The organism is Aliidiomarina minuta, from assembly GCF_003987145.1.
Classification (GTDB): domain Bacteria; phylum Pseudomonadota; class Gammaproteobacteria; order Enterobacterales; family Alteromonadaceae; genus Aliidiomarina; species Aliidiomarina minuta.
This window is the reverse complement of the sequence record NZ_PIPL01000001.1, coordinates 1,173,199-1,198,756: the sequence shown is the minus strand read 5'-3', so window position 1 is coordinate 1,198,756 and position 25,558 is coordinate 1,173,199. Positions and strand designations below refer to the sequence as shown.

Annotated in this window: 19 protein-coding genes and 1 other RNA gene; 14 read left to right on the top strand and 6 right to left on the bottom strand. The window is 51.0% G+C overall.

Annotation, left to right across the window (positions count from 1 at the left end):
* The first annotated feature begins 22 nt into the window (after positions 1-22).
* The 5 genes from glyA (at position 23) to CWE09_RS05750 (ending at position 6,834) form a co-directional block, all read left to right on the top strand.
* Positions 23-1,279, top strand: coding sequence for a serine hydroxymethyltransferase (gene glyA, locus CWE09_RS05770; RefSeq protein ID WP_126803040.1), 1,257 nt, complete (start codon positions 23-25; stop codon positions 1,277-1,279).
* A 23-nt stretch (positions 1,280-1,302) separates the two neighbouring features.
* Positions 1,303-1,752 (top strand): transcriptional regulator NrdR, encoded by a 450-nt coding sequence (nrdR, locus tag CWE09_RS05765; RefSeq protein WP_126803039.1) that lies wholly within the window; start codon positions 1,303-1,305, stop codon positions 1,750-1,752.
* Positions 1,745-2,872 carry a bifunctional diaminohydroxyphosphoribosylaminopyrimidine deaminase/5-amino-6-(5-phosphoribosylamino)uracil reductase RibD gene (gene ribD / locus CWE09_RS05760; protein ID WP_126803038.1) on the top strand — a complete coding sequence of 376 codons (1,128 nt, stop codon included), beginning with the start codon at positions 1,745-1,747 and terminating at the stop codon, positions 2,870-2,872. The genes nrdR and ribD overlap by 8 nt, the downstream gene beginning before the upstream one ends.
* 1,259 nt (positions 2,873-4,131) lie before the next feature.
* Positions 4,132-5,247 (top strand): bifunctional 3,4-dihydroxy-2-butanone-4-phosphate synthase/GTP cyclohydrolase II, encoded by a 1,116-nt coding sequence (gene ribBA / locus CWE09_RS05755; RefSeq protein WP_126803037.1) that lies wholly within the window; start codon positions 4,132-4,134, stop codon positions 5,245-5,247.
* Between the two features lie 1,077 nt (positions 5,248-6,324).
* A complete protein-coding gene (locus CWE09_RS05750) occupies positions 6,325-6,834 on the top strand; it encodes an REP-associated tyrosine transposase (RefSeq protein WP_126803036.1) in 510 nt (169 codons plus the stop codon).
* Positions 6,835-7,476: 642 nt separating this feature from the next.
* Here the strand turns inward: CWE09_RS05750 and CWE09_RS05745 are convergent.
* From CWE09_RS05745 to CWE09_RS05730, 4 genes are read right to left on the bottom strand one after another with little or no spacing between them, the layout of a single operon-like run.
* On the bottom strand, positions 7,477-8,379 hold the full coding sequence (locus CWE09_RS05745; protein WP_126803035.1) for a ketopantoate reductase family protein: 903 nt from the start codon (positions 8,377-8,379) through the stop codon (positions 7,477-7,479).
* Entirely contained in the window at positions 8,379-9,995 is a 1,617-nt protein-coding gene (locus CWE09_RS14250) for an AmpG family muropeptide MFS transporter (protein ID WP_126803034.1), read from the bottom strand. Before CWE09_RS14250 ends, CWE09_RS05745 begins: the two co-directional genes overlap by 1 nt.
* Positions 9,996-10,595 carry a peptidylprolyl isomerase gene (locus tag CWE09_RS05735; protein WP_126803033.1) on the bottom strand — a complete coding sequence of 200 codons (600 nt, stop codon included), beginning with the start codon at positions 10,593-10,595 and terminating at the stop codon, positions 9,996-9,998.
* 4 nt (positions 10,596-10,599) lie between these two features.
* Positions 10,600-11,142 (bottom strand): YajG family lipoprotein, encoded by a 543-nt coding sequence (locus CWE09_RS05730; RefSeq protein WP_126803032.1) that lies wholly within the window; start codon positions 11,140-11,142, stop codon positions 10,600-10,602.
* A 141-nt stretch (positions 11,143-11,283) separates the two neighbouring features.
* On the opposite strand from CWE09_RS05730, the gene CWE09_RS05725 reads away from it, so the two are divergent.
* The 7 genes from CWE09_RS05725 (at position 11,284) to ffs (ending at position 20,203) form a co-directional block, all read left to right on the top strand.
* The gene (locus tag CWE09_RS05725; RefSeq protein ID WP_126803031.1) at positions 11,284-12,378 is read left to right on the top strand and encodes a ketoacyl-ACP synthase III; all 1,095 of its coding nucleotides are present in this window, start codon (positions 11,284-11,286) and stop codon (positions 12,376-12,378) included.
* Positions 12,357-13,715 (top strand): hypothetical protein, encoded by a 1,359-nt coding sequence (locus tag CWE09_RS05720; protein ID WP_126803030.1) that lies wholly within the window; start codon positions 12,357-12,359, stop codon positions 13,713-13,715. Before CWE09_RS05725 ends, CWE09_RS05720 begins: the two co-directional genes overlap by 22 nt.
* A 58-nt stretch (positions 13,716-13,773) precedes the next feature.
* The gene (locus tag CWE09_RS05715; protein WP_126803029.1) at positions 13,774-14,532 is read left to right on the top strand and encodes an enoyl-CoA hydratase; all 759 of its coding nucleotides are present in this window, start codon (positions 13,774-13,776) and stop codon (positions 14,530-14,532) included.
* Between the two features lie 113 nt (positions 14,533-14,645).
* Entirely contained in the window at positions 14,646-15,137 is a 492-nt protein-coding gene (locus CWE09_RS05710) for an LPP20 family lipoprotein (protein WP_126803028.1), read from the top strand.
* Positions 15,138-15,150: 13 nt separating this feature from the next.
* On the top strand, positions 15,151-15,333 hold the full coding sequence (locus CWE09_RS05705) for a hypothetical protein (RefSeq protein WP_126803027.1): 183 nt from the start codon (positions 15,151-15,153) through the stop codon (positions 15,331-15,333).
* Between the two features lie 82 nt (positions 15,334-15,415).
* Positions 15,416-20,020 (top strand): RCC1 domain-containing protein, encoded by a 4,605-nt coding sequence (locus tag CWE09_RS05700; protein ID WP_126803026.1) that lies wholly within the window; start codon positions 15,416-15,418, stop codon positions 20,018-20,020.
* Between the two features lie 86 nt (positions 20,021-20,106).
* Positions 20,107-20,203, top strand: an RNA gene (ffs, locus tag CWE09_RS05695) — signal recognition particle sRNA small type.
* A gap of 14 nt (positions 20,204-20,217) precedes the next feature.
* Here the strand turns inward: ffs and CWE09_RS05690 are convergent.
* Positions 20,218-20,490 (bottom strand): late competence development ComFB family protein, encoded by a 273-nt coding sequence (locus tag CWE09_RS05690; protein WP_126803025.1) that lies wholly within the window; start codon positions 20,488-20,490, stop codon positions 20,218-20,220.
* A 140-nt stretch (positions 20,491-20,630) separates the two neighbouring features.
* On the opposite strand from CWE09_RS05690, the gene CWE09_RS05685 reads away from it, so the two are divergent.
* On the top strand, positions 20,631-21,713 hold the full coding sequence (locus CWE09_RS05685; RefSeq protein WP_126803024.1) for a tryptophan 2,3-dioxygenase family protein: 1,083 nt from the start codon (positions 20,631-20,633) through the stop codon (positions 21,711-21,713).
* On the opposite strand, the gene priC is transcribed toward CWE09_RS05685, so the two are convergent.
* On the bottom strand, positions 21,710-22,237 hold the full coding sequence (gene priC / locus CWE09_RS05680; protein ID WP_126803023.1) for a primosomal replication protein PriC: 528 nt from the start codon (positions 22,235-22,237) through the stop codon (positions 21,710-21,712). The two genes, CWE09_RS05685 and priC, sit on opposite strands and share 4 nt — an antisense overlap.
* A gap of 333 nt (positions 22,238-22,570) precedes the next feature.
* Between priC and CWE09_RS05675 the strand changes: the two genes are divergently transcribed.
* Positions 22,571-25,309: a TonB-dependent receptor plug domain-containing protein gene (locus CWE09_RS05675; protein WP_126803022.1), complete on the top strand. Its 2,739-nt coding sequence runs from the start codon at positions 22,571-22,573 to the stop codon at positions 25,307-25,309.
* Positions 25,310-25,558 lie beyond the last annotated feature (249 nt).

Sequence of the window (25,558 nt, the reverse complement as noted above, 5' to 3'; positions counted from 1 at the left end):
GTGTCCACAGCCAGGAGTAACCATGCAAAGCCGTGATATGAATATTGCTGATTTTGATGCCGATTTATGGAACGCCATGAAGGCGGAAGAAAAGCGTCAGGAACAGCACATTGAGCTGATCGCTTCCGAAAACTATTGCAGCCCACGCGTGCTGGAAGCGCAGGGTTCGCAGCTGACCAATAAGTATGCCGAAGGTTATCCTGGCAAGCGTTATTACGGCGGTTGTGAGTTTGTTGATATTGCTGAAAACCTGGCGATTGAGCGGGCTAAGCAGCTGTTTGGCGCAACTTATGCCAACGTGCAGCCGCACTCAGGTTCGCAGGCTAATACTGCTGCTTTTATGGCGTTGATGAATGCAGGCGATACCTTCTTAGGCATGAGTCTGGATCACGGCGGTCATTTGACCCATGGTTCCAAGGTTAACTTCTCCGGTAAGACTTATAATGCTGTGCCATACGGTTTGCATCCAGACACCGGTGATATTGATTATGAGCAGGTGGCTGATCTGGCGCGTGAACATAAACCTAAGATGATCCTGGCTGGTTTCTCGGCATTCTCTGGCATTATTGACTGGCAGAAATTCCGCGAAATCGCTGATGAAGTGGGTGCTTACCTGCTGGTAGATATGGCTCACGTGGCGGGTCTGGTAGCGGCTGGTCTGTATCCGAATCCGGTGCCTTATGCTGACGTGGTCACTACCACGACGCATAAAACCCTGGCCGGCCCACGCAGTGGTCTGATTGTATCGGGTAAAGACGATGCGGACTTGCACAAAAAACTTAACAGCGCAGTATTCCCGGGTAATCAGGGCGGTCCGCTGATGCACGTAATTGCTGCAAAAGCCGTTGCTTTTAAAGAAGCTTTAGAGCCAGAATTTAAAGTTTACCAGCAACAGGTGCTGGATAATGCCAATGCTATGGTTAACGCCATGCAGGAGCGCGGTTATAAAATCGTCTCGAACGGCACTAAGAACCACCTTTTCCTGGTTGATCTGATTGATAAAGATATCACCGGTAAAGACGCGGATGCTGCTTTAGGCCGTGCTTATATTACGGTGAATAAGAACTCGGTTCCAAATGACCCGCGTTCACCTTTTGTTACGTCAGGTCTGCGCCTGGGTACTCCGGCAATTACTCGTCGTGGCTTCAAAGAAGCAGACGCGACCCAGGTCGGACACTGGATTTGCGATGTACTGGACAACCTGGGTGACGAATCTGTGGAAGATAAAGTACGCGAGCAGGTTAAAGCGCTCTGTGCTAAGTTTCCGGTATATTCTTAATTCCCCAGGGGGAGTAAGCGCTCATGCACTGCCCGTTTTGCAATACACAGGATACTAAGGTCATCGACTCACGTCTGGTGGCTGAAGGTCTGTCAGTGCGTCGGCGCCGCGAATGCGGTGCCTGTCGTGAGCGTTTTACCACCTTTGAAAGCGCGGAACTGGTGATGCCCCGGGTGATTAAAAGCGACGGTGCACGAGAGCCTTTTAATGAAGATAAGCTGCGCAATGGCCTGCTGCGCTCGCTGGAGAAACGTCCGGTGAGTCTGGAAGCCATGGAGCAGTTGATTAACCGGGTGCGCTCAGGTTTACGGGCGACCGGGGACCGCGAAATCAGCAGCGACGTGATTGGTAACCTGGTCATGGAGCAGCTCAAAAAAGTAGATAAAGTGGCTTATATTCGTTTTGCTTCGGTGTATCGTTCATTTGAAGATATTCGCGAATTTGGCGAGGAGATAGCGCGCCTCGATGATTGACTCGCCGCTTTTCACAGAAGCTGATAACGCCTTCATGCAAGAGGCTTTATCGCTGGCTGCGCGCGGCCGTTTCACTACCCATCCTAATCCGAATGTTGGCTGCCTCATTGTCCGTGATAATAAAGTCGTTGGCCACGGCTGGCATGCCCAGGCCGGCACGCCTCATGCTGAGGTGCATGCCTTGCGCGAAGCGGGAGTCCTGGCCGCTGACAGCACTGTTTATGTGACTTTAGAACCCTGCAGCCATTTTGGCCGTACCCCACCTTGTGCTGATGCTTTAATTAAGGCCGGAGTTGCCCGTGTGGTGGTGGCTATGCAGGACCCTTATTTTCAGGTGTCCGGGCGTGGCATTAAACGCCTGCGCGAGCATGGTATTCAGGTCGATTGCGGCTTAATGGAAGCTGCTGCACGCCGCTTAAATGCAGGTTTTATCAAGCGAGCTGAGAAGGGGCTGCCTTATGTGCGCCTGAAAATGGCCGCCAGCCTGGATGGTCGTACTGCCTTAGCCAATGGTGAAAGCAAGTGGATTACCAGCGCCGAGGCTCGTGCCGATGTACAGTTGCACCGCGCTGCCAGTAGCGCCATTTTAAGTGGTGCCGGAACCGTGCTGACCGATGACCCAATGCTGACCGTGCGCCCCGAACAGCTGCCGCAGGGATTGTATCCTGAAGATATGCCTATACGGCCGCCGGTTCGTGTTTTAGTGGACAATCAAAATCAGCTAGGCCCGGATTTGCAGCTCTGGCAACATTCAGGGCCGGTGTGGCTGGCGCGGACTACAGAAAGTAGCCAACCATTGCCTGAACAGGGCCAGCAATTGCTGGTGAAAAGCACGGCTGAGCAGCGTGTGGATTTAAAAGATTTAATGCAGACTTTAGCCAGCCGCGATATTAATGATGTCTGGTGTGAAACCGGCAGCCGCCTTGGCGGTGCTTTGTTAGAAGCCGGGCTGGTGGACGAATTAATTGTTTATATGGCGCCTAAATTACTGGGCCCGGATGCCCGGGGGCTGCTGGATTTGTCGTTATTGACTGACATGGCTCAGGTGCCAGAGTTTGAATTTGAAAGCATTGAACGTATCGGGCCTGACATCAAAATCGTCGCCCGATTGACCACGTAGGGCAGGCTATGCCTGCCGCTAATCGGGCCGGGTTGAAAAGCCCGGCGGTGGGGTTCGCGAGGGACGCGTTTGGCACGCTTTCCCACGCGCCCCTAATCACCGCCGTGCTTTTGCCAATGAACAGCGTAGGGCAGGCTTGGCCTGCCGTGGAAACATCCCGGTGACTGCTAAATCGGACGGCAGGTAAAACCTGCCCTACCAAAGCACACCGGGCGGCAGGCCACAACACGCCTGCTAATGAACACCGTAGGGCAGGCTTGGCCTGCCGTGGAAACATCCCGGTGTCTGCTAAATCGGACGGCAGGTAAAACCTGCCCTACCAAAGCACACCGGGCGGCAGGCCAAACACACCTGCTAATGAACACCGTAGGGCAGGCTTGGCCTGCCGTGGAAACATCCCGGTGACTGCTAAATCGGACGGCAGGTGAAACCTGCCCTACCAAAGCACACCGGGCGGCAGGCCAAACACACCTGCTAATGAACAGCGTAGGGCAGGCTTGGCCTGCCGTGGAAACATCCCGGTGTCTGCTAAATCGGGCGGCAGGTAAAACCTGCCCTACCAAAGCAAACCGGGCGGCAGGCCACAACACGCCTGCTAATGAACACCGTAGGGCAGGCTCGGCCTGCCGTGGAAACACCCCGGTGTCTGCTAAATCGGACGGCAGGTAAAACCTGCCCTACCAAAGCAAACCGGGCGGCAGGCCAAACACGCCTGCTAATGAACAGCGTAGGGCAGGCTTGGCCTGCCGTGGAAACATCCCGGTGTCCGCTAAATCGGACGGCAGGTGAAACCTGCCCTACCAAAGTACACCGGGCGGCAGGCCAAACACGCCTGCTAATGAACACCGTAGGGCAGGCTTGGCCTGCCGTGGAAACATCCCGGTGTCCGCTAAATCGGACGGCAGGTAAAACCTGCCCTACCAAAGCACACCGGGCGGCAGGCCACAACACGCCTGCTAATGAACACCGTAGGGCAGGCTTGGCCTGCCGTGGAAACATCCCGGTGACTGCTAAATCGGGCGGCAGGTAAAACCTGCCCTACCAAAGCACACCGGGCGGCAGGCCAAACACGCCTGCTAATGAACACCGTAGGGCAGGCTTGGCCTGCCGTGGAAACATCCCGGTGACTGCTAAATCGGACGGCAGGTGAAACCTGCCCTACCAAAGCACACCGGGCGGCAGGCCAAACACGCCTGCTAATGAACACCGTAGGGCAGGCTTGGCCTGCCGTTAGCCGTTAACTGACGAATAGGTAAAGCATGAGCACACTGAATACAACAGAAGAAATTATCGCCGATATCAAAGCCGGTAAAATGGTCATTTTGATGGATGATGAAGATCGTGAAAACGAAGGCGATCTGATCATGGCTGCTGAATGTGTCACACCCGATGCGGTGAATTTTATGGCCCGTTACGGCCGTGGCTTGATCTGCCTGACCTTAAGCGAAAAGCGTTGTCAGCAATTGCGTCTTCCCTTAATGGTAGACCAGAATAACTCGCCGTACGCGACCAACTTCACGGTTTCTATTGAAGCTGCTGAAGGTGTGACTACCGGTATTTCAGCTGCAGATCGCGCGCAAACCGTGAAAGCAGCGGTAGCAAAAGATGCCCAGCCGAGCGATTTGGTCATGCCGGGCCATATTTTCCCGCTTAAAGCCAAAGAAGGCGGGGTGTTGAACCGGGCCGGCCATACCGAAGCTGGCTGTGATCTGGCTCGCCTGGCGGGTTATGAACCTGCGGCTGTGATTGTTGAAATACTTAAAGAAGACGGCAGCATGGCACGCCGTCCTGACCTGGAAGTTTTTGCTGCTGAACATGACATTAAAATTGGCACCATTGCCGATTTGATCGAATACCGTTCTATTCAGGAACGCACCGTCGAGCGTGTAGCTGAATGTAAACTGCCGACTGCCTATGGTGAGTTTGACCTGGTGACTTATCAGGATACTGTTGATGGTCAGGTGCATTTCGCCCTGCGCAGCGGAGAAATAGATGGTGATCAGCCAACTCTGGTGCGGGTGCATTTGCAGGATACTTTTAATGATCTGCTTGCTACTGAGCGTGCCACTCGTCGCAGCTGGCCGTTATATCGGGCGATGCGTAAGATTGGCGAAGAGGGCGGTGTTTTGGTATTACTGGGCCGTCAGCAAACTCCTATGGATTTGATTGATCAGGTACGTCATTTCGAACGCGAAGACCGTGGCGAACCTAAGCCTAGTGCGACCTTGAGCCAGGAATCACGCAATGTGGGTGTAGGGTCGCAAATCCTTGCCGACCTCGGTGTACACAAAATGAACCTGCTCAGCTCCCCCAAACGCTACTCCGCTCTGTCCGGCTTCGGTTTAGAAGTTGTAGATTTCATCGAAGACGCATAGGGCTGGCTCGGCCGAGGCTCGCGGTGTCCTGAGGTTTTTTTGCCTTGCCAGGACGCCGTGAACCCATCCATGGGCTCGACGCCTGGCAACACCAATACCTCCTGCCGCCTCACGCCTCGGCTATGCCTGCCGTTGCGGTGTGTGGAGATTATCGGGTGGTGTTTGATGATTTCCGTGGCGGGGGGATGTGTTTTTGGATGGTGCATTGTGGACGTGGATGGTTTCCACGGCAGGCGGAGCCTGCCCTACCACAAGCCTGGGTGATCTGTTGTAGGGCAGGCTATGCCTGCCGTTGCGATGTGTGGGGATTATCGGGTGGTGTTTGATGATTTCCGTGGCGGGAGGTTGGGTGTTTGGGTGATGCATTGTGGATGCGGGTGGTTACCACGGCAGGCGGAGCCTGCCCTACCATAAGCCTGGGTGATCTGTTGTAGGGCAGGCTATGCCTGCCGTTGCGGTGTGTGGGGATTATCGGGTGGTGTTTGATGATTCCCGTGGCGGGGTGATGTGTTTTTGGATGGTGCATTGTGGACGTGGATGGTTTCCACGGCAGGCGGAGCCTGCCCTACCACAAGCCTGGGTGATCTGTTGTAGGGCAGGCTATGCCTGCCGTTGCGATGTGTGGGGATTATCGGGTGGTGTTTGATGATTTCCGTGGCGGGGGGATGTGTTTTTGGATGGTGCATTGTGGACGTGGATGGTTTCCACGGCAGGCGGAGCCTGCCCTACCATTGCGGTGTGTGGTTTTTTTTGATGGTGCATTGTGGATGCGGGTGGTTTCCACGGCAGGCGGAGCCTGCCCTACCACAAGCCTGGGTGATCTGTTGTAGGGCAGGCTGTGCCTGCCGTTGCGGTGTGTGGAGATTATCGGATGGTGTTTGATGATTCCCGTGGCGGGGGGATGTGTTTTTGGATGGTGCATTGTGGATGCGGATGGTTTCCACGGCAGGCGGAGCCTGCCCTACCATAAGCCTGGGGATTAGATTATGGTCGACGGTGTCGGATATGGCGGATATTTCTGGTAAGGCAGGCGAATGGGTATTTAATTAAGAGACCATTATTTTGCAAGGAAGCGAAATGCCAAACTTCTCCCGCTATTATGAATCCGGCGGTTGGTTCTTTTTCACGGTGGTTACCTACAAAAGGCAAGCCGTGTTGTTACAACCGCAAGTTCGGGAATCCCTGAAACAGGCTTTAAAAGAAACCAATCAACGCTATCCATTTAAAATCCACGCTTTTGTACTTCTGCCGGACCACTTTCATTGTGTGCTGGAAATTGACGATCCGAAAATTCCGCAGCGGATAAGCATGATAAAAAGGCGCACTACTCAGCTATCTGGTTTTCAAAGTGCTTTGCAGCAAACCCCGTCTGAGAAGAAAAAACGGCGGAGTGGTCTTTGGCAGCCAAGGTATTGGGAGCATCACATTCATAATGAACAGCGCCTGTATAATCAGGTGATGTATTGTTATTTCAATCCAGTAAAACATGGCCTGGTAGAGCGCATAGGTTTATGGCCATATTCAACTTTTCATCGTGACGTTGCTGCCGGTCATATTCCTGCCGAGTGGGCGTATATTTCGGGGTGATGGGTTTTTGGTGATGCATTGTGGATGCGGATGGTTTCCACGGCAGGCGGAGCCTGCCCTACCATTGGGGTGTGTGGTTTTTGGGTGGTGCATTGTGGACGTGGATGGTTTCCACGGCAGGCGGAGCCTGCCCTACCGTTGGGGTGTGTGGTTTTTTGGGTGGTGCATTGTGGATGCGGATGGTTTCCACGGCAGGCGGAGCCTGCCCTACCATTGCGGTGTGTGGGTTTTTGGGTGGTGCATTGTGGATGCGGATGGTTTCCACGGCAGGCGGAGCCTGCCCTACCATTGCGGTGTGTGGGTTTTCGGATGGTGGATTGTGGATGCGGGTGGTTACCACGGCAGGCGGAGCCTGCCCTACCATTGCGTGTGTGGTTTTTCGGGTGGTGCATTGTGGATGCGGGTGGTTTCCACGGCAGGCGGAGCCTGCCCTACCATTGCGTGTGTGGTTTTTTTGGTGATGCATTGTGGATGCGGATGGTTTCCACGGCAGGCGGAGCCTGCCCTACCGTTGGGGTGTGTGGTTTTTTCGGGTGGTGGATTGTGGACGTGGATGGTTTCCACGGCAGGCGGAGCCTGCCCTACCATTGCGGTGTGTGGTTTTTCGGGTGGTGCATGTTACCACGGCAGGCGGAGCCTGCCCTACGTGAGGGCTGTGATGTTTTGCCAGAGGCGTTGGTTGACGGGGGTGGGGATGTTGTAATCCTGGCCTAGCTGGCAGATGTAGCCGTTCAGGTAGTCAATTTCAGTGCGCTGTCCGGCGTCGATATCCTGCAACATCGAGCAGCGGTTATTCGCTGTGGCCTGAATCACCTGATAAACACCAGACTCCAGCTGGTCGGCGCTTAACTCAGGCAAGGCTTTGCCCAGATGGGTTTGTGCAACGAGAGCGACTTCTTCGCAGATAGCTCTGATGTCCTGCTGAAAATGCAGGTTTTTCAGAATGCCATTCGGCACATTAGCCAGGGTAGCGAGCGGATTTATCGCACAGTTGACAGCAAGCTTGTGCCAGCGGCGGTATAATATAGTGCTGTCCCATTCCAGTGGGGGCAGGGCGGCGCGTAACGGCTGGAACCATTCAGGTACGGCGCTGAGCCCAGGCTGGCGAGGACCGACCCAGCTTTGCCCATGTCCCGCATGCACGCTGTGCAGCCGCGAACGACGCCAGGCGCCGTGCGTGGTTACTAAGTCGTAAAGGTGCCAGTCCGGGGTTGTCAGCAGTGCGTTCTGCGCAGCGCCTATGCCATTGTGGCTGATGATGACATGGGCGTTGTCCGGTATCTGTCCGGCAAGCAGATCAACTACAGCCTGTAATTGCCAGGCTTTGACAATGATAAGCCAGACACTGTTGCGCCCGGCCTGAGTAGGATCGCCGATGACTTCAAAGGACTGTGCCTGAAGTCCATCGGTGTGTTCTGCAGTTAATTCCAGGTGTCGGCCGTCTTCGACGTGCCGGGTAAGCAGGGTGACTTTTTCACCCTGGCGTTGCAGGCCGAAAGCCCAAAGTGTAGATAATGCTCCTGTACCTACTACCACCCATTGCATTAATTAGCCTCCGAACGATCATGGGCGTCCTGACGCTCTTTATTTTCCGTCTCCAGCGCCCGTATTTTATGTCGAATAGTCCATAACAGGAATAAACTCGGGATTACCATCAGAGTAGTCAGCATAAAGAATAATGCCCAGTTGCCGTCGAGGAAATCGACCACAGCGCCGCTATAAGTAGCCAGAACCGTACGCCCCAGGGTGCCGAGGGAAGCCATCAATGCGTATTGAGTAGCAGTAAAGGCGCGGTTGCAAAGCAAGCTGATAAAGGCGACAAAGGCCACGGTAGACCAGGCGGAGGTGAAGCCGTCGGAGACGACTGCAGTCACAAATAAGACTTTGTCGGGGCCGATAATGGCCAGCGCTGAGAATAGCAGATTGCTGACAGCCATGGCGCTACCGCCAATCAGGAGGCCTTTAATAATGCCCAGGCGCATATTGACGTAGCTGCCGATCAAAGCGAAAGCTATGGTAACCCACCAGTTCATGAGCTTGGAATAGAGACCGATTTCGGTATTGCTAAAGCCAATCTCCTGGTAAAAAACGATAGACATGCGGCCTAAGAAGGCCTCACCGACTTTAAACAGCAGCACGAAGAGCAACACGGTGAGTGCCATGCGCACGCCATTGCGTTGAAAGAATTCGCTGATGGGTTCTATGGTGGTGACTATTATCCAGGCAATAATACGATGACTACGCTTGATGCTCTGGCCCTGGTGGTCCTCCGCGGCTGGTGCAAACTCACGTTTTTGTAGTTTCACCAACAAGCTCACAAACGCAGCTAACAGGGCGACCTGAAAAATGCTCCAGCCGATAATGACGCCGATCTGATCGCCCGGTATAAAGTTAAGTGCTAACACGACAGAGGCAATAAATACCCCAGCCATGATAGTCATTAACAGCGTCAGCGCGGGATTGTCGAAGGCGATTTTCTGGTATTTGAGTTCGGCTTCGCGTTGCAGTTCAACACGTGCGGTGCGCGGTTCACTGGCCAGCCAGGTACCTATGGTGAGTACTAACATACCCAACGCCATTATTTTATAAATATCGTTCCAATCCCAGGCCGGCAGGTCGGCGAGGAAGAAAGGAATAGCGCCAAGGGCGCCGAAACCTGTCCACCAGCCAGCGGTGGTCATAGCGGCCGCTGCAGATTGCACCCGGGCTTCATGCAAACCTATGGTGTCGATGCGAAAGGCGTCGATGCCGATATCCTGGGTGGCGGAAAAGACGGCGATGCATAACGCGACCATACCGGCCCAGGCGAGGTTGTCGTGGAAATTCAGGGTGGATAAATAAAAACAACTGGCAGCAATGCCTACCTGACAGAAAATAACCCAGCCTCTGCGTTGCCCCAGCCAGCGGGTGAGCAGTGGTAGTTTGACCCGGTCAATCAGAGGAGACCAGAGAAAATTGACTGAATAGGCGGCAAAAACGGCACCAAAGTATCCTATAGTGGCGCGGGTAAAACCGAGCTCGTTGAGCCAGGCCGACATGGACGAGCCGATCATAATCCAGGGGTAGCCGCTGGCCATGCCGAGCAGAAATATAATAAGCAGTCGGCGCTGGGTGTAAAATGCCAGCGTGTCGCGCCAGGTGCGCAGTTTTGGAGTATTCATCTAATCGCGCGGCAGCAGTTCAACTCGCTGCAAAATAAGACTCTCCACTGGTACATCTTCATAACCGGTTGCTTCATGGGTATGGGTTTCCACTGCGGACAGTTCACGTAACAGCTGGTCGTTTTCCACTACTCGACCGAAGACCGCATAACCCCAGCGGCGAGAGCTGGGGTTCAGGCTGTCATTGTCATTGACGTTAAAATAAAACTGGCTTTCAGCGCTGTGAGGCTGGCGCTGTCGGGCCATGGCAATAGTGCCGAAGTTGTTCTGGCGGCCGTTACCCGATTCATTAACGACAGGATCGAAGGTTTCTATTTCTGTAAAATCAGGGGTAAAACCGCCGCCCTGAAGAACGAAGTCTTCGATAACGCGATGAAAAATGGTGTTGTCGTATTTGCCTGCAACCACGTACTGGAGAAAATTGTCGACGGTTAGCGGCGCGCGCATACGGTCTAGTTCAACGATCATCTCACCTTGCCCGGTGACAAACTTAACCCGCGGGAACAGATTGTTTTCCTGAATGTCCTGGCTGCTGGCAAGGCCAGAAACGGTGAATAAAACAAACGCCAGCAGGCTGTTAAGCAAATATTTATTAAACATGAAATTACTGTCCGCTTAATTGACTGTTAATGATTTCATCCCGCATCAGGTCGTTCAGTACGTCTGCCAGTAAGTTAGCAAAATCGTTTTCAATCGCACTGATGTCGGCGCGCAGGGGACCGTCTGACTCACGACGGCCACGGAAGGTTTTTTCCAGATCCCCTTCTGCTGTGGTCACTTGTACCTGAATACGCACATGATGTTCAGAGTCATGGCGTAAAGTACCTTGTTTAATGATAACCAGGCCATCTTTAATATTTATTTGCATCTTGTTGCTGGATTGCTCGTCGATTGTCCAGCGTTGACTAACACGGTCACTGATCAGACTAGCCAACGACGGCTCGGCCATGGCAAACTCCGCCGGATTATCGTGGCGCTCCAGGCGTAACACATGGTTCTGCGCCCGTTGGTCACGAACATTCAGGACTATGCTTTGCCCACTGTGGGTAGCCTCTGTTACCGGGTTAAGGGATAATGGTTCTGGAGTTGACTGACAAGCAGTAAGAGTAAGTGCTAGTAGTACGACCGTTATTATTTGTTTTATCATGAAAAAGCCTCGTTTGAGTAGCCTTGCTAAATACCTGGGAATACAATCCGATAAGGTATACGATTGTTATTATACAGTCACGTTTTGCAGGCCCAAATGTTGTCCATAGCTGCGAATCGATGAAGAGAATAAGGTTACAGAATGAAAACTGAGAAGTATGCAGAAATAACAGGGTGGGGTAAATGCGTACCCCCTGCGATAATGACAAACGAAGATCTGGCGACTTTTCTGGATACTTCGGACGAGTGGATTCGTTCGCGTACCGGAATTGGCGAACGCCGTATCAGCCATGTAGGTACATCAGAACTGGCTACGGTGGCGGCACGCAATGCGCTGGCTGCGGCAGATTTAGACCCACGGGACCTTGACCTCATTATAGTGGGCACCTGCACGGCGGATGAAATCATTCCGAATGTAGCCTCTAAAGTACAGAAGAACATCGGCGCCACGGGTGCGGCGGCATTTGATACCAATGCTGCCTGTAGCAGTTTTTTCTATGCTATGCATTTTGCGACGGCGGGTATTCGTACTGGCATGCATAAAAACGTGCTGATTATTGGTGCCGAGCGCTTAAGCCGGGTTCTGGACTGGACTAAACGTGAAAGCGCGGTGCTGTTCGGTGACGGCGCTGGAGCCATGGTGTTGCAGGCCAGTGATGAAGAAAGTGGTTTGTTGTCTTCAAAAATCAGCTGTGACTCTGATGCCCGCGACGTGTTGGCACTGGATTTTGGCCTGAGTTTTGACCGCTTTAATTTTGATGGCCTGATGCCTTTTAACTTTGAAGGTCAGGAAATTTTTAAACGTGCAGTTAAAGGCATGAGCGCAGCAGTAGAACATGTATTTGCTGAAACCGGCCTGACCATGAATGACGTGGATGCGCTGATACCTCATCAGGCCAATAAACGGCTGATCGATTTTCTGGCTAAAATGTGTAAGGTACCGGAAGGCAAAACCATGCTGAATATTCAAAAGTATGGCAATACGTCTTCAGCAACTTTGCCGATTGCATTCACTGAGGCCATTGAAACCGGCCTGGTGAAACCAGGGGACACTATTGTGTCAGCGGTATTTGGCGGCGGCCTGACTTGTGGTGCGGGTATTATTAAATGGGGTAAACGAGTAACCCCGTTAAAAGATAACCAGATGACTTTACCTGGTAACGGGCAAAGCGCGCTGGATCTTGTTTTGCCGTTACATAAGGGAGCTACTGAAGCGTGGGCGAAACGCGAATCTTAAAACCATTAATGGCGCTGGCAGTTTTGCTGCTCAGCGCCTGTTCCTCTCAGCCTCTCAGTCCGGAGCAGGCGCATGATGAGTCCTGCCAGAATAAGCAACAGCAACTACCGGCTAACCTGATTAGTGTTGAACAACTGCAACAGGCAGGGTGCTTCACTCAGGCTACCGAAAATCTGCAGGATCTCTATCAACAGGCTACTGCCGATGAGCGGGTTGAACTGGCCATGCGCCTGGCACTGACTTATGAGCGAGGTTTGCAGGACGAAGCGCGCCAACCTGATTATGCGCAGGCGACACAATGGTACGAAGAGGCGGCTGAGCTGGGTGAGTTAACCGCAGCTGAGCAGTTGGTTGCCTTGCACAGCGCGGGCGGTCCTTTGCAGCGGATTGAAGATCAGGTGCGCTATCAGGCGTTGCTGGCCCGTCTACAACAACGTCGCGGCCTGCCAACCGAAGCACCGGATATTACCGCATTGACTACCTTATATGTGGCTACATCACGCACGGCTTTATTAACCCAGCCTGATGAAGACAGCGAGTTGCTGGAAGCTCTGCGTCAGGATGAGCAGCTGAGTTTGCTGGATGTGGTGTTGTTGGAGCATAACGGGGAGTACTGGGTACATGCTTATTTTGCCGATACCTTAACAACTGGCTGGGTGATGGCTTCAGATCTGGACGAGCTTAGCGTGGCGGCACGATCGGAGTCCGATCGTATTCTGGCCATTGAAGGACAGAGCTATAATCAGCAAATGTTGACAGGAGCGGTGATTGGCAGTGCTGATCACAGCACTTTGCAGCCATTGCGCGACGATGATTTTTTTCAGGGCGACAGTCACCAGCGCAGCAACGTTGTTGCTTTGCTGCAAGCTATAGCTGAGCGTAGTTATCAGTGTGAAACCGAACGTGAGCAGATGATTGCCGATTTTCATGCGTACCTGTTGCGTGAAGCGGATAGCCGTCAACGACCGCGGGGTACTTTTCATAGTTACCCTAATATGGCCTGGCTGGATCGTGCGCTGCGCGTTATTCAGCAACCGGGGCAGGATGCTGAGTTTTATAACCGGATTAGAGAAGATGCGGCAGATTATTATAAAATTCGCCTTGATAGCCCAGTGGCTCAGCGCTTGTGCCATAGCCTGCCGCAGGCTGCTGGCCTTCCTCCTGAAATAGCCGATGATTTATGTCTGCAGATGAGCGAGCTCAATCAGTGCATTGGCCAGATGCAGATTATTGACAGCTATATGCAGCCGCGGGTGCAGGACTGGTATTCAGAGTATCGTCAACAGCCCTTACCCCGTGTGCATTATGCGCCGGAAGCCGTGCTTCAGTTGCAATAATTGGGGGCAATGCTAAAGTGTGCCTTCGACAGGTACAACCAGTTAACAGGACTTTTTCATGACTGAACACGTGACCGAACAGGTAAAAATTTCCCGCGAAGGCGCTATCATGCGCCTGCATTTAAACCGCCCCGATAAAAAAAATGCCCTGACACAGGATATGTATCAATCATTGCTTGATGGCCTCAATCAGGCTGAGCAGGATGCTGGTGTGTCGGTGGTGATATTCAGTGGCGAAGGCGACGCCTTTTGTTCTGGCAACGATTTACAGGATTTTCTGAAACACGGCGAACTGACCCCTGAAGCGCCGGTTTTTCAACTATTGCAGCGTTTACCTCAATTGACTGTGCCTTTGGTGGCGCAGGTACAAGGGGCGGCGATAGGCATAGGCACCACCCTGCTACTGCATTGCGACCTTATTTATGCAGCTGAAGATGCCGTGTTTGCTTTGCCTTTTGTTGATCTGGCACTGGTGCCTGAAGCTGGCTCCAGTTTATTGTTACCGCAAATCTGTGGTTACCCCCGTGCTGCGGAATTATTGCTTTTAGGCGAAGCCTTTAATGCGCAAAAAGCGCTGCAGTTTGGTTTGCTTAACAGTGTCGTTAAAAATTCACAGCTGGCAGCCGAGGTAAACCAGGTTGCTGATAAACTAGCAGCTAAACCGCCACAAGCGCTCAGAAACAGCAAAAAGTTACTGAAAGCAGCGCCAGAAAGTGCCTCTGAACGTATACAGCGTGAGTTAAAAGTATTCATGAAAGCCCTTGCCAGCGATGAGGCACAGCAAGTGATTGCGAAAAAGGCGAATAAAACACTGTAATTGAAATAAGGCTTTGTTTTTTATAAGATAGAAGAGCTCAAAGAAGCTTAATGAAACTAATAAATATTACACATAAGAAAGACTAAATCAGGTAAATCCCATTGGAGGGGACTATGCAATCATTTCTTCGCTCTCTGGCAATCGTTGGTATTGCTACTTTCACACTTTCGGCCTGCTCATCGTCACCTGAGCCTGTGCAATCAGAATGGCCATCATGGTATGACGTTCGCCAGAATGATGACCAGTATTTTTATGGTTTTGCTGAAGGCCATAGCAATAATGCAAATATGGCTGCGCGTCAGGCGCGTCTGAATGCCCGGGGCGAATTAGCTGAATCTCTGCAAACGTCATTTGAAGCCGAGGCTCGTGAAGGCGGACAACATAATCTGGATGACCCTGAAACCTATGGTGTCTTTACCAGCGCTATGCAGGAACGCACTCAAACCGCAGTAACTGGCGCTGAAGTTTACCAGATTGAGCGTGTACGCCAGGACGATGGTTCTGTGCGTGTATTTGTCGGTGTGCGTATGCCACGTAACCAGGCTGAATTGACAGGTCGTGCGTTACTGGATGAGATGGACGAGCGCATGCAGGCAACACGATAAGCCGGAGGAAGTTATGAAATTATCATTTTTGCTATTGTTATTGACCTCGGTGGTAGCGGTTTCTGGTTTAAGCGGTTGTGCCACGGGCATGACTCCTGAAGAGGCCGAGCGTCAGCGTCAGCAGCACGAGCGTGAAGCACGTCAGGATCGTAATCAGCGAGCGGCTGATGATGCTCTGGACCGTTTGGGCGGCTGAATACAGTAAAATATGATAAAAACGGCGTTTGCAGCGCCGTTTTATTTTTTCCTACCTAATAAGAATAAACTCAGGAGTTCCCATGAGTACTGCGGTTGTGTCTTTAACCCAGAGCCTTCTTGTGCTCGCATGGTTATGCGTAGCTTTCTTTTCGGCGCCTGCTTTGGCTGCTGAGACAAACAATGGTCAGTCGATAAGCGGTGGCGAGGGGTTCAGCCTGCTGCTAAAAAAAGACGCGACGCTCTGGAGTCTGGGGTCAAACAACTCCGGCCGTTTGGGCCTGGGTGGTTCCACGTATAATAATGTTGATCAGTTAACCCAGATAACCGGTCTTAGCGGTGTGCAAGCGATCAGCTCAGGTCGTAACTTCAGTCATGCTTTATTGAAGAACGGTGATGTCTACGCCTGGGGTAGCAATAACGATGATCAGCTGGGCGATGGTTCCAGCGCCAATCAGTCTACGCCAGTGCCTATTGTCATGCCGGATAAACGGCCAGTTGTGGCTATGGCGCATGGCGAATTTTTCGCATTGTTACTGGATGATGAGGGGCAGGTGCGCAGCGCAGGCCGTGACCAACAGGGACAATTGGGCAACGGTGGTGGCTGGAGCCGGGTGCCTATGCCTGCAGCCAGCGCCGCAGGTGTTAAAATCGCCGCGGGCGCAGAACATGCTTTATTGCTGGATGCCGAGGGCCAGTTATGGGCCTGGGGCAATAACCGTTATGGACAATTAGGTAACGGTGATGAAGGTTATGGTGTTGCTGAAAGCTTTCCGGTCGCGGTATTAAAACCGGATGATGTTGAGTGGGTTCAGATAGCAGCAGGACCGGTGAACAGTTACGCGCTCGACAGTGAAGGTTATGTCTGGTCCTGGGGCCGTGAAGTACCAGCTCTGGGGCGTGATGCAGCGGTGACTGGTGATGGTGAGGTGCCAGCGCGTATTGATCCGGCCGATTTGTCGCAGGTGAATTATTTGCAAGCGGGTGGTCAGAATCATGCCGGCCGCGGGCTGGCTTTTGCGCGCACAGAAAACGGAGAGGTGTTTGCCTGGGGGTATAACAACAACGGTCAACTGGGCATAGGTTCGACCCAGGATCAGTCTTCGCCCCGGCAGGTGCAATTTGCGCCTGAAACTGAGGTTAAGCAGTTGTCAGTAGGCCACTCTGCCGCTTACGCAGCTACTGAGGACGGAGCTTTCTATGCTTGGGGAGCGAATAGCCGTAGCAACTATCTTGCCGCCAACGACAGTAACTCCAAAACGATACCTATTCAGATGCACGATAAGGGTAGTGCTGCGATGTATTTTTCGGCTGACTTTCTGGCGGCCGAGCGGCCGTATTACCTGATCAATGGACTGCAGGGCAAAGGCTGGCTTATTGAGAAAAACGCCTTGCGAGCGCCAGAGTTAACCGCAGAGGAAACGGCTAGCTGGTCACTGAGCGGCCGTTTTTTAGCAGGCGCTGAACTGGCGTTGTCATTGCTTTACGGTACTGATAACGGTACTGATAAAGGACAGCTTCGAATTTTGTTGAATGAACAGACAGTGTGGACGAGCGAGCAGCTGGATGTCAGCGATAACTTGCAGTCGGTAGTGATAGACATTCCTTTGTATGACGGCATAACCGACATCGAAGTGGAGTGGCAGGCTTTGCAGGACACACATGAGCCTGTAAATGTGTTGATTCAACAGCTGTCCTTGCCTTCCGGAGAGCTCTCACTGCGCCCTTTGGTGAGCCTTCCTCAGCAAGAAAATAACTATTTTGATGCTATTCAGATAACCGCTTCGGTTGAGACTCTGGATGGTAATGCAGACGCCTGGTTTGAGTACCGTATAGCCGAGGATGCAGATTGGCAGAGGATTACAGGTTCGCAGCAGGAGATCCGTTCGGGTAGCGGTGATTTGAGTGCCTTTTATGCGGTGCTGGCGTGCTCCAGTGAAGTTGATATACGCGCTGTTGCAGAAAGTCAGAATAGCGATGAGCGCACAGTGACGCCGGTGCAGACGATGGGCACCTCGTCCTGTGACGGTGGTTTTCTGCGGGCACCAGCGCAACCGGGCAGCAGTAGTCTGCGGGCCCATCTACGCGAAGACGCATTCTATTACGCTGAACCCGAATTCAGTGCCCGTAAAAGCGCAGACGGTGGGGCTTCCTGGCAACCAGCTGTTGTCGTTGTTGAGCATAACCAGGACAGCCTTGCGGTCTCAGGACTTAGCTGTGAGTCTGCCTATCAGCTTGAAATTAATGCGTCCTGGGAGGCAGAAGGCACGCTGTCAACGGCAAGCCAACAACTGGCTCCTATAGAAACAGCGGCTTGCCAGATAGGTTTTGATATTAGTGGTGGTACCTCTATCGATATGGACGAAGATCAATGCTTTATTGCTACCGCCGCATTTGGGTCATTGCTTGAGCCCCAGGTGTCGACGCTGCGCCAGTTCCGTGATCGCTTCTTGCGAGGACACCGGGCCGGGGATGCTTTTATTGCTTTTTATTATGAACACTCTCCGGCGCTGGCGCAGAGGGTAGCAACGCATGAGTGGTTAGCTGCTGTGGTCCGATTATTACTGTTACCCGTTATTGCCGCTGCCTGGTTGCTGTTAAACGCGCCCTGGTTGTTGCTTGCCGGTGTATTATTTTTGGGCCTTGGCTGGGCTGCAAAGCGTTACATACTGACTGTTTTATTAGCCGTGGGTTTGAGTGCCTGTTCCAGTACTCCAGAGCAAACGGATATGCAGGCGTATGAATACGAAACCCAACAACGTCAACTGGCGCCCAGATCCGGTTATGTGCAGGGACATGGGGCAGGCAGTTCTCGTGAAGAGGCACTGCAGAATGCTCAGTTTGAAATAGCTGAACAGGTGCTGAGCAATGTACGCGGTGAAGATGAGCAACGTTTCCGCCAAAGTGGCGATGAACTGGAAGAAGAGTTCACCAGTACTTTGTTTACCTGGTCAAATGTAGAGCTGGAAAATGTCAGGGTCGCCCACAGTCAGCGCTTTGATGACAGCTGGTATGTGCGTGCAGAGATTGATAACGAGACGATGCAGCGTATAACCGCCCAGGCCCGACGCAACGCCGCTTCGCTGAATAAAGTTTTGCAGCTCGAGCAGGTGGCGGAGAGTGAACCGGCACGCAGGCAAAGACGTGCGCTGGAAGGTCTGGCGTTAGCCGCTCGTGATGGTGTGGGGGACGCGACCTTCACCACTGCCGATGGACAGAGCGCGACTTTTGCTAACTATTTCCGTGGGGCGGTTGAAAGTAGCGTGGATGCTATGAAAGTACTGCCTATAGTAGCTAATGATGGTGAACGTGTACGTTTTGTACTGCTGCATCAGGAAACGGCCCGCCCGCAGCCGAATACTGTGCTGCGCATAAGCACTGAAGAGCTGAGCACCGATGCGAATGGTTTTACGGCCTGGGTTGAGCTCAGTGATTTGCCCGCCAATTTTAATATCTTTATTGTTGGTTATGCTACGCAATCTATTGCTCAGGACTGGCGGCATCCGGAACTGGCGCTGATGCATACCGATAGTGTTACGCGGCAGCGATTGTTCAGCAATGAACAGGCTACGGTTTATATTTATAAAAATCCTCAGCAGGCTAATATTGAAATTGATGGCCGTTCTGTGGGGTCTCCGGTGCGTCACTCGGTCGACACAGGTGCGACTTATAGAGTCAGCGCTAACATGCAAGGGCACCGTTCGTTGCATAGTGACGTCGATATTGCTGCAGGCGCCCCTTATGGTTTTGCTTATTTTGCTCTTGAAGAGCGTCAGTATGGCTGGCTGGCGTTAAGCGCGCGGGATCGGCGGTCGACACTGCAGGTGAATCGTAACGGTAACTCCGTCTATAAATCGGTATCGAATAATGTGAATCGTGAGCTCGAAGCCGGGGCTTACCATATAGAAGTGGGCCGCCTGGACGGCGATGAGTTTGATCCGGATTATCAGATTATTGATGACCGTTTTCAGTTGATAACGGACCGGACGGTGAACCGGGAATATACCGCGCCGGCTTATCGTCATCCATATCACCACGGTTGGCGTTTTAGTTTTTATCACATGCGTGCCGGGGGAGAACCCACGGATGATTATAAGCTACCCTGGGTTCAGGGGCGTAACATCAATTATTCTGACCTGACACAGATTGAACGTGTTAATCATGTTAATTATGAAGGCCCTGAGAGCGAGTTTGAGATTTCGGTACAGCGCTATCTGAATCGTTTTAATCTGACCACCCAGTTTTCAGGCGGTACCCGCAGTCATCAGTTATTACTTGAACGGGAAGACCGCAACCGTGATGTGGGACTGGAACTGGATAATTATTTTGTCAGTGCAGGTATTGGTTTCTGGTTCAGTTTTCTGGAGGACTCAGTGGTGACTTCATTAACCATTAATCATGGGCTGGAATATGCTCAATGGAGTGATGATAGCCGCGCTGAGGTGCAGCCAGAGCAGGGCGCAGCCTGGGAGCGACTACCCAGTGATGGCGTGGCCAATAGCTATTCTTTTGCTGAACTGAACACGCATTTCAGTTTAGGCGGGGGAGTTGGCCTGACATTAAGCGTGGTGACACCCATTGAAGGTGTTGAACCTTCGGTTCGTTTAGGACTGGGTTATGCGTTTATGTCCAGCGGTTATCGTCTGGAGCCCAGAGTAAATGCGCAGGAAGGGCGGCATTACCGTTAACGAAACAGTTAACGAAATCGTTAACTGAATAGCTGACTTGGCTTGCAAAAAAGGCGCATTTAATTGATAATGCGCCTTGGTGGCCCCACGGGTCCCCTCGCAACATTAACTGGCGGACTCGGTCAGGCCCGGAAGGGAGCAGCCGCAGTCAGGGATGTGTGTGCCGGGGTGTGGCTGGTGGGGTTCACCTCCTTCTTTTATTCTTCTCTACTATTCTTATTTTGTAACTTAACCAGCGCTGCATTAACAGCGTGGGCAACTCGCTCCTGCATTTCCTCGCGCTCCGAATCGGTTAAGTAAAATTGCATATCGACGTCATGTCGGATGTAACGCGATGGCAACTTGTTCAGTACTACACAGCACATGTCGGCGATGAAGTCGTGGTCATGGGTTTTTTCCATCTCTAAACCTTCAACATATTCAACGACCAGTTTTTCATACACATTGTGAATATCATCATCCCAGGTCATGCAACTTCTCCTACAGTTAATATACCTCCAGCATAGCGGGGGCTGCGCTGCGCAGCAACACTTTATCAATGGCTGGCTTTACCTCTTTACCTGCGCCTGTTTTAATGAAGCTGGTATTTATAATAAGCAGGCCAGAGATTATGAAAAAGAACAAAGAAGCGGTTTATTACAGTGACTATCTGCAGCTGGATAAACTCCTTGGGGCGCAGACGCTACAAAGCGAAAAGTATGGTGCGCCCGCGCATGATGAAACCTTATTTATTATTGTGCACCAGGCCTATGAGCTGTGGTTTAAACAAATCACCCACGAACTGCGTTCGGTGCTTTCTATTTTCCGCGCCGAACAGGTTGCTGATGAGTCTTTGATGACGGTTGTACACAGATTGCACCGTATAGGCACTATTCAGCAATTGCTGAATCAGCAGATTGGCGTGCTGGAAACCATGACCCCGCAGGACTTTCTGGAATTTCGTGATTACCTGGTGCCAGCTTCTGGTTTTCAGAGCATTCAGTTCAAAGAGCTGGAGATCAGTTTAGGGCTCAAGCGCAAAAGCCGGATTAACTTTGATCAGGAATCGTTTTATACCCGCATTAACGATAAAGACAGAGCCTATTTAGCTGAGCAGGAAAAGAAGGCTAGTCTTTTTGAATGCGTCGATGACTGGCTGGCGCGTATGCCTTTTCTGGAGTTTGAAGACTTTGCCTTCTGGCAGCACTATCAGCAGGCCATTAAGCAGAACCTGGATCATGATGAAGAGATTTTGCGTACTAATGAATTGTTAAGTGAAGACGAGCTGGAAGCTGAGCTGAAAGAGCTGGACAGTACCCGGGAAAACTTCGCGGCGCTCTTCGATGCGGAGAGATATAAGCATATGCAGGATGAAGGACGGGTGCGCTTGTCGCAACGGGCGATGCAGGGCGCGTTATTTATTAACCTGTATCGTGAAGAACCGGTGTTTAACCTGCCGTTCCAGGTTTTAAGCTGCCTTGCTGACATGGACGATAATATGACCATCTGGCGTTACCGCCATGCCATGATGGTGCAGCGCATGCTGGGTTCGAAAATAGGTACGGGTGGCTCATCGGGTCATGAATACCTGCGTAAAACCACCGAGAAAAACCGCATTTTTACTGATTTACTTAATTTGTCGACCTATTTACTACCGAAGTCTGCATTGCCGCCTTTGCCGGACTCAGTGAAAACCGCACTACGGCGGGGTTAACCTTCCGCTTTTCTAATACGCTCTTCAATACCCCGTATGGCCCGCTGGCAGCGTAATAAACGCTGCTGGCACTGCATTATCCGCTGTTGTTGTTCAGTATGCTCGGTTTGCTGGGCAACACGCAGATTGTCCTGCAAACGCCGTTCATATTCATGATGCCGGGCCAGCTCCTGGTGCAGGCGCGAGAGGCTGGCTTCACGGAGCATGCCTGGTTTGCTGCTGTCACTTTTATGGGAGTCTGGTTTGCGGGCACGGAACAACGCTTGCGTTAATGCCTGTAGCTGTTGCTCCAGGTGACTGAAAAGCCAGCTATAACTTTCATTCTGTTGGGGCATCTTCTGTAAACGCTCAATATTGAGACGTATTTCCGCCAGATAATCAGCGGGATCTGCAGAACGGCAGGAAAACAGCTCTGCGGCAAACCAATCGCTTTTTAATTCTTTGGGCAAACCCTGACAGGCACTTTCCAGACGTTCCAGCAATTGTTGATATGGCGCTATAGTTGGTGGTTTAGCTTGTGACATGGTGATTGCAGTAAGCCTTTGTTGACTAGATAACAATTATCGCATAGTTGTCACAATGGTTACAGAAAAAGCAGATACGGGCTTGCATAGGTTATGCTTTTTGCTATATTTGAACTTTTATCTTAGCTTTACATTGTGAAAATGAGATAAATGTTTAAAAAAGCACAAATTTATGACAAATGTTTGTTTGCAACGGTTGCCCCGGCAATTTTTTTTGATTACTATCGAGACTGATTAGTCAGTAGCTTGCTGACTTTTACAATAAGTACAAAGACAACTTTGTGCGCAATAAACCTAAAAAAATCACTAACAAGTGATCCAGGGAGAATACACATGTACACCAATAGCAAATTAGCTAAGTCTGTCCGCTTAGCGCTAATGTACGGTGCTACAGCAACTGCCTTTACCGGTGCGTCCGTTGCTGTAGCGCAAGACCAGGAACAAGAAGAAGCCGCGGCTGTTGAGCGTATCCAGGTAACTGGTTCACGTTTAAATCGTAGCGCCTTAGAAGGAGCTACCCCAGTAACGGTTATTAACCGTGAAGATATTGATGCAACCGGTTTCGCGTCGGTAGCGGATGTATTACGTAGCTCATCTTTCAACGTATCTGGCTCTTTCCGTGAAGATTCTGGTACTACGGCTCAGGGCCAGGCGACGATGAACCTCCGTGGGTTAGGTTCTAACCGTACGCTTGTTCTTTTAAATGGCCGTCGTATGCCAGGTTCGCCGGTTTTGGATGGTCAGTCTCAAAACTTGAACGCCATTCCTTTCGCTGCAGTAGAACGTATTGAAATTCTGTCTGATGGTGCTTCAGCAGTTTATGGTTCCGATGCCATTGGTGGTGTAATTAACATCATTTTACGTAGTGATTTTGAAGGCGTCGAACTTACTGCAAGCACCAATATTTCTGATCAGGAAGGCGGCGATGAGCGCGGCTTCAGCGTTGTTGGTGGTTTCTCTGGTGACCGCGGTAATATTACCTACGCACTTGAAAAATCTCGCCGCGACATTATCTGGGCGCGTGACCGTGATTATTTCCAAAGCTTTGATCGCAACGACGACAGTACTCAGGTAGATGGTTTACCAGACTTTAATCAGACTTCTGGTTACAGTCAGGCTGCCCGTACTATTATCCGTCCAGACGGTCAATATGTAGCCATGACAGATGGAGACTGCTCCATTTACGGTGAAGGTCATGTGTCTGGTGTATTCGCTGACAGCGCGTGGCCAGGTGACACATCTTGTGCATATGATTTTACCGAAATCATGGCAGAAACAGCTTCGCTGGATAGCTATAATATATTCCTAGATGCAACCTATAATATAGATGACAATCATCGCTTTATTTCTCGGGCGTTATATAACCGCACTAACAGTTTTGGTCGTTATGCTCCTGCAGCCGGTGCGTTTGGCTGGACAGGTCCGGCTTTAGCTGAAGAAACTTTAGATAATGGTCAGACATTAGCAGCTCTGAACCCTGGCGATAGCGTATTATATCGCTTTGATATAACAGGTCCTGGTCGTGATACTGATCAGAACGATTACGTGACAGACATTACTTTAGGTTTTGAAGGTTATATCACTAATCTGGATCTGGATTATGAATTGACCTATACCCGTAACTTGTATGAAATGCATGAGTGGGGTGATGGTTATGTAAATACTCAGGGACTGGCTGCTGCAGCAGACGCAGGCTGGGATCCTCGTCAACCAGACCAAAGTGAATACTCGACTCTTGTTGGAGATATGCGTGAAAATGCAAATCGCCGTGCCTCTATGGTTACAGACCGCATAGACTTTGGCCTGCAGGGGCAAGGTCCTATGGATTCTATGTTTTTCGTCGGTGGTGAAATACGCAACGAAACATATAACGACCAGGCACAGTCCCAGGCTGAAGCTGGTAATATCTTAGGTACCTCAGGCGGTACTTCAGGTGGCTCACGTGAGATTAGAGCTCTGTTCGGTGAAGTTTCTGTTCCTCTTACGCTTGATCTTGAGCTGGATTTTGCGTTGCGTTATGACGACTACTCTGACTTCGGTGACAATGTGTCATACAAGTTTTCGGGTAGATGGCAGCCGACCAACGATCTGGTAGTGCGAGCTTCTTACGGTACCGGCTTCCGTGCACCTTCACTGGATATGCTATTCCAGCAACCTTCACAAGCATTTGCTTTTGGGCGTAACCTGGTTAGTTGTATGGGCGGAACCTTCTCTGAAGTTTCAGCTGATCCTGATTTCACTAACGACATTCAGGGTTGTTTGGAAGGTCCTGAGCGTCAGGAACAAACGTTCTTCGGGGCTAATCAAAACCTGGATGCAGAAACATCTAAGCAGTTTGTAGTTGGTGCAGTGTATGACGCAACTGACCTTACAGGTACAAACCTGAGTTTCTCTGCTGATTACTACTGGACTGAAATTGAGGATACAATTACCACAATAGGTGTTCAGGATCTGTATTGGGTAACCTTTATGGAGACGGTAGAACAGTTTGAAGGTCTTGAGTATAGTGACAATCACAACGTCATACCACACTCTGTACAGCCTACAAACTTCCGTAGCTTTGATACATCAGGTATTGACCTGAATATCAACTGGTTTGATGATGTTGGTCCAGGTGTATTAACAACTGATTTTAACCTGAGTTATGTACTTGAATATAACTCGCTGTTTACTCCAGGTTCTGCACTGCAGGATTACACTAAGTTAACTCAAAACGAATATCGTTTTGATGTTCAGGTGGGATATACGGTTGGTAATCACAGCGTGAATCTGTTCAGCTACTTCATTCCTGGCCGTTGCCAGTCGACAACTTTGAATGTTGCTTCTGTTGAAACCGGCGAATTCCTGGCTGAGTGTTTAAGAGATTCCGATGGGAACAAGTACAAAGTTAGCAGCTATGCACATCACTCGTTACAGTATGCCTATGAAACACAGTGGAATAGCCGTGTAACCGTAGGTATCAATAACCTGACTGATGAGAAGCCTGCGCTTGACCGTAACGATGAATTCAACAAAAATTTATATCCGTTTGTTGGTCGTCAGTTTATGTTACGTTACACACAACGTTTCTAAAAACTTAGAAAATCTCATAAAAACCCACTCCGAGGAGTGGGTTTTTTGTATTCTGCGGTTATACTTCTAGCGCTACATATAAGTTGAATGGCTATTTTTGGTCGTTCAGCTGGGGTTGCAATTATTATCTGAAATTGTTTTTCTATATGCGGACAATACCGGTTATCTTATCGTTAACTGGATGCATTTTTGTTAGTTGACAATAAGTACGCCGTCTGGGAGTATTGCTGAATTGCCGAATTTTAAAAT

Coding starts and splice junctions, on each gene's coding strand:
- glyA (WP_126803040.1), top strand. CDS start 23: ATGCAAAGCCGTGATATGAATATTGCTGATTTTGATGCCGATTTATGG.
- nrdR (WP_126803039.1), top strand. CDS start 1,303: ATGCACTGCCCGTTTTGCAATACACAGGATACTAAGGTCATCGACTCA.
- ribD (WP_126803038.1), top strand. CDS start 1,745: ATGATTGACTCGCCGCTTTTCACAGAAGCTGATAACGCCTTCATGCAA.
- ribBA (WP_126803037.1), top strand. CDS start 4,132: ATGAGCACACTGAATACAACAGAAGAAATTATCGCCGATATCAAAGCC.
- CWE09_RS05750 (WP_126803036.1), top strand. CDS start 6,325: ATGCCAAACTTCTCCCGCTATTATGAATCCGGCGGTTGGTTCTTTTTC.
- CWE09_RS05745 (WP_126803035.1), bottom strand. CDS start 8,379: ATGCAATGGGTGGTAGTAGGTACAGGAGCATTATCTACACTTTGGGCT.
- CWE09_RS14250 (WP_126803034.1), bottom strand. CDS start 9,995: ATGAATACTCCAAAACTGCGCACCTGGCGCGACACGCTGGCATTTTAC.
- CWE09_RS05735 (WP_126803033.1), bottom strand. CDS start 10,595: ATGTTTAATAAATATTTGCTTAACAGCCTGCTGGCGTTTGTTTTATTC.
- CWE09_RS05730 (WP_126803032.1), bottom strand. CDS start 11,142: ATGATAAAACAAATAATAACGGTCGTACTACTAGCACTTACTCTTACT.
- CWE09_RS05725 (WP_126803031.1), top strand. CDS start 11,284: ATGAAAACTGAGAAGTATGCAGAAATAACAGGGTGGGGTAAATGCGTA.
- CWE09_RS05715 (WP_126803029.1), top strand. CDS start 13,774: ATGACTGAACACGTGACCGAACAGGTAAAAATTTCCCGCGAAGGCGCT.
- CWE09_RS05710 (WP_126803028.1), top strand. CDS start 14,646: ATGCAATCATTTCTTCGCTCTCTGGCAATCGTTGGTATTGCTACTTTC.
- CWE09_RS05705 (WP_126803027.1), top strand. CDS start 15,151: ATGAAATTATCATTTTTGCTATTGTTATTGACCTCGGTGGTAGCGGTT.
- CWE09_RS05700 (WP_126803026.1), top strand. CDS start 15,416: ATGAGTACTGCGGTTGTGTCTTTAACCCAGAGCCTTCTTGTGCTCGCA.
- CWE09_RS05690 (WP_126803025.1), bottom strand. CDS start 20,490: ATGACCTGGGATGATGATATTCACAATGTGTATGAAAAACTGGTCGTT.
- CWE09_RS05685 (WP_126803024.1), top strand. CDS start 20,631: ATGAAAAAGAACAAAGAAGCGGTTTATTACAGTGACTATCTGCAGCTG.
- priC (WP_126803023.1), bottom strand. CDS start 22,237: ATGTCACAAGCTAAACCACCAACTATAGCGCCATATCAACAATTGCTG.
- CWE09_RS05675 (WP_126803022.1), top strand. CDS start 22,571: ATGTACACCAATAGCAAATTAGCTAAGTCTGTCCGCTTAGCGCTAATG.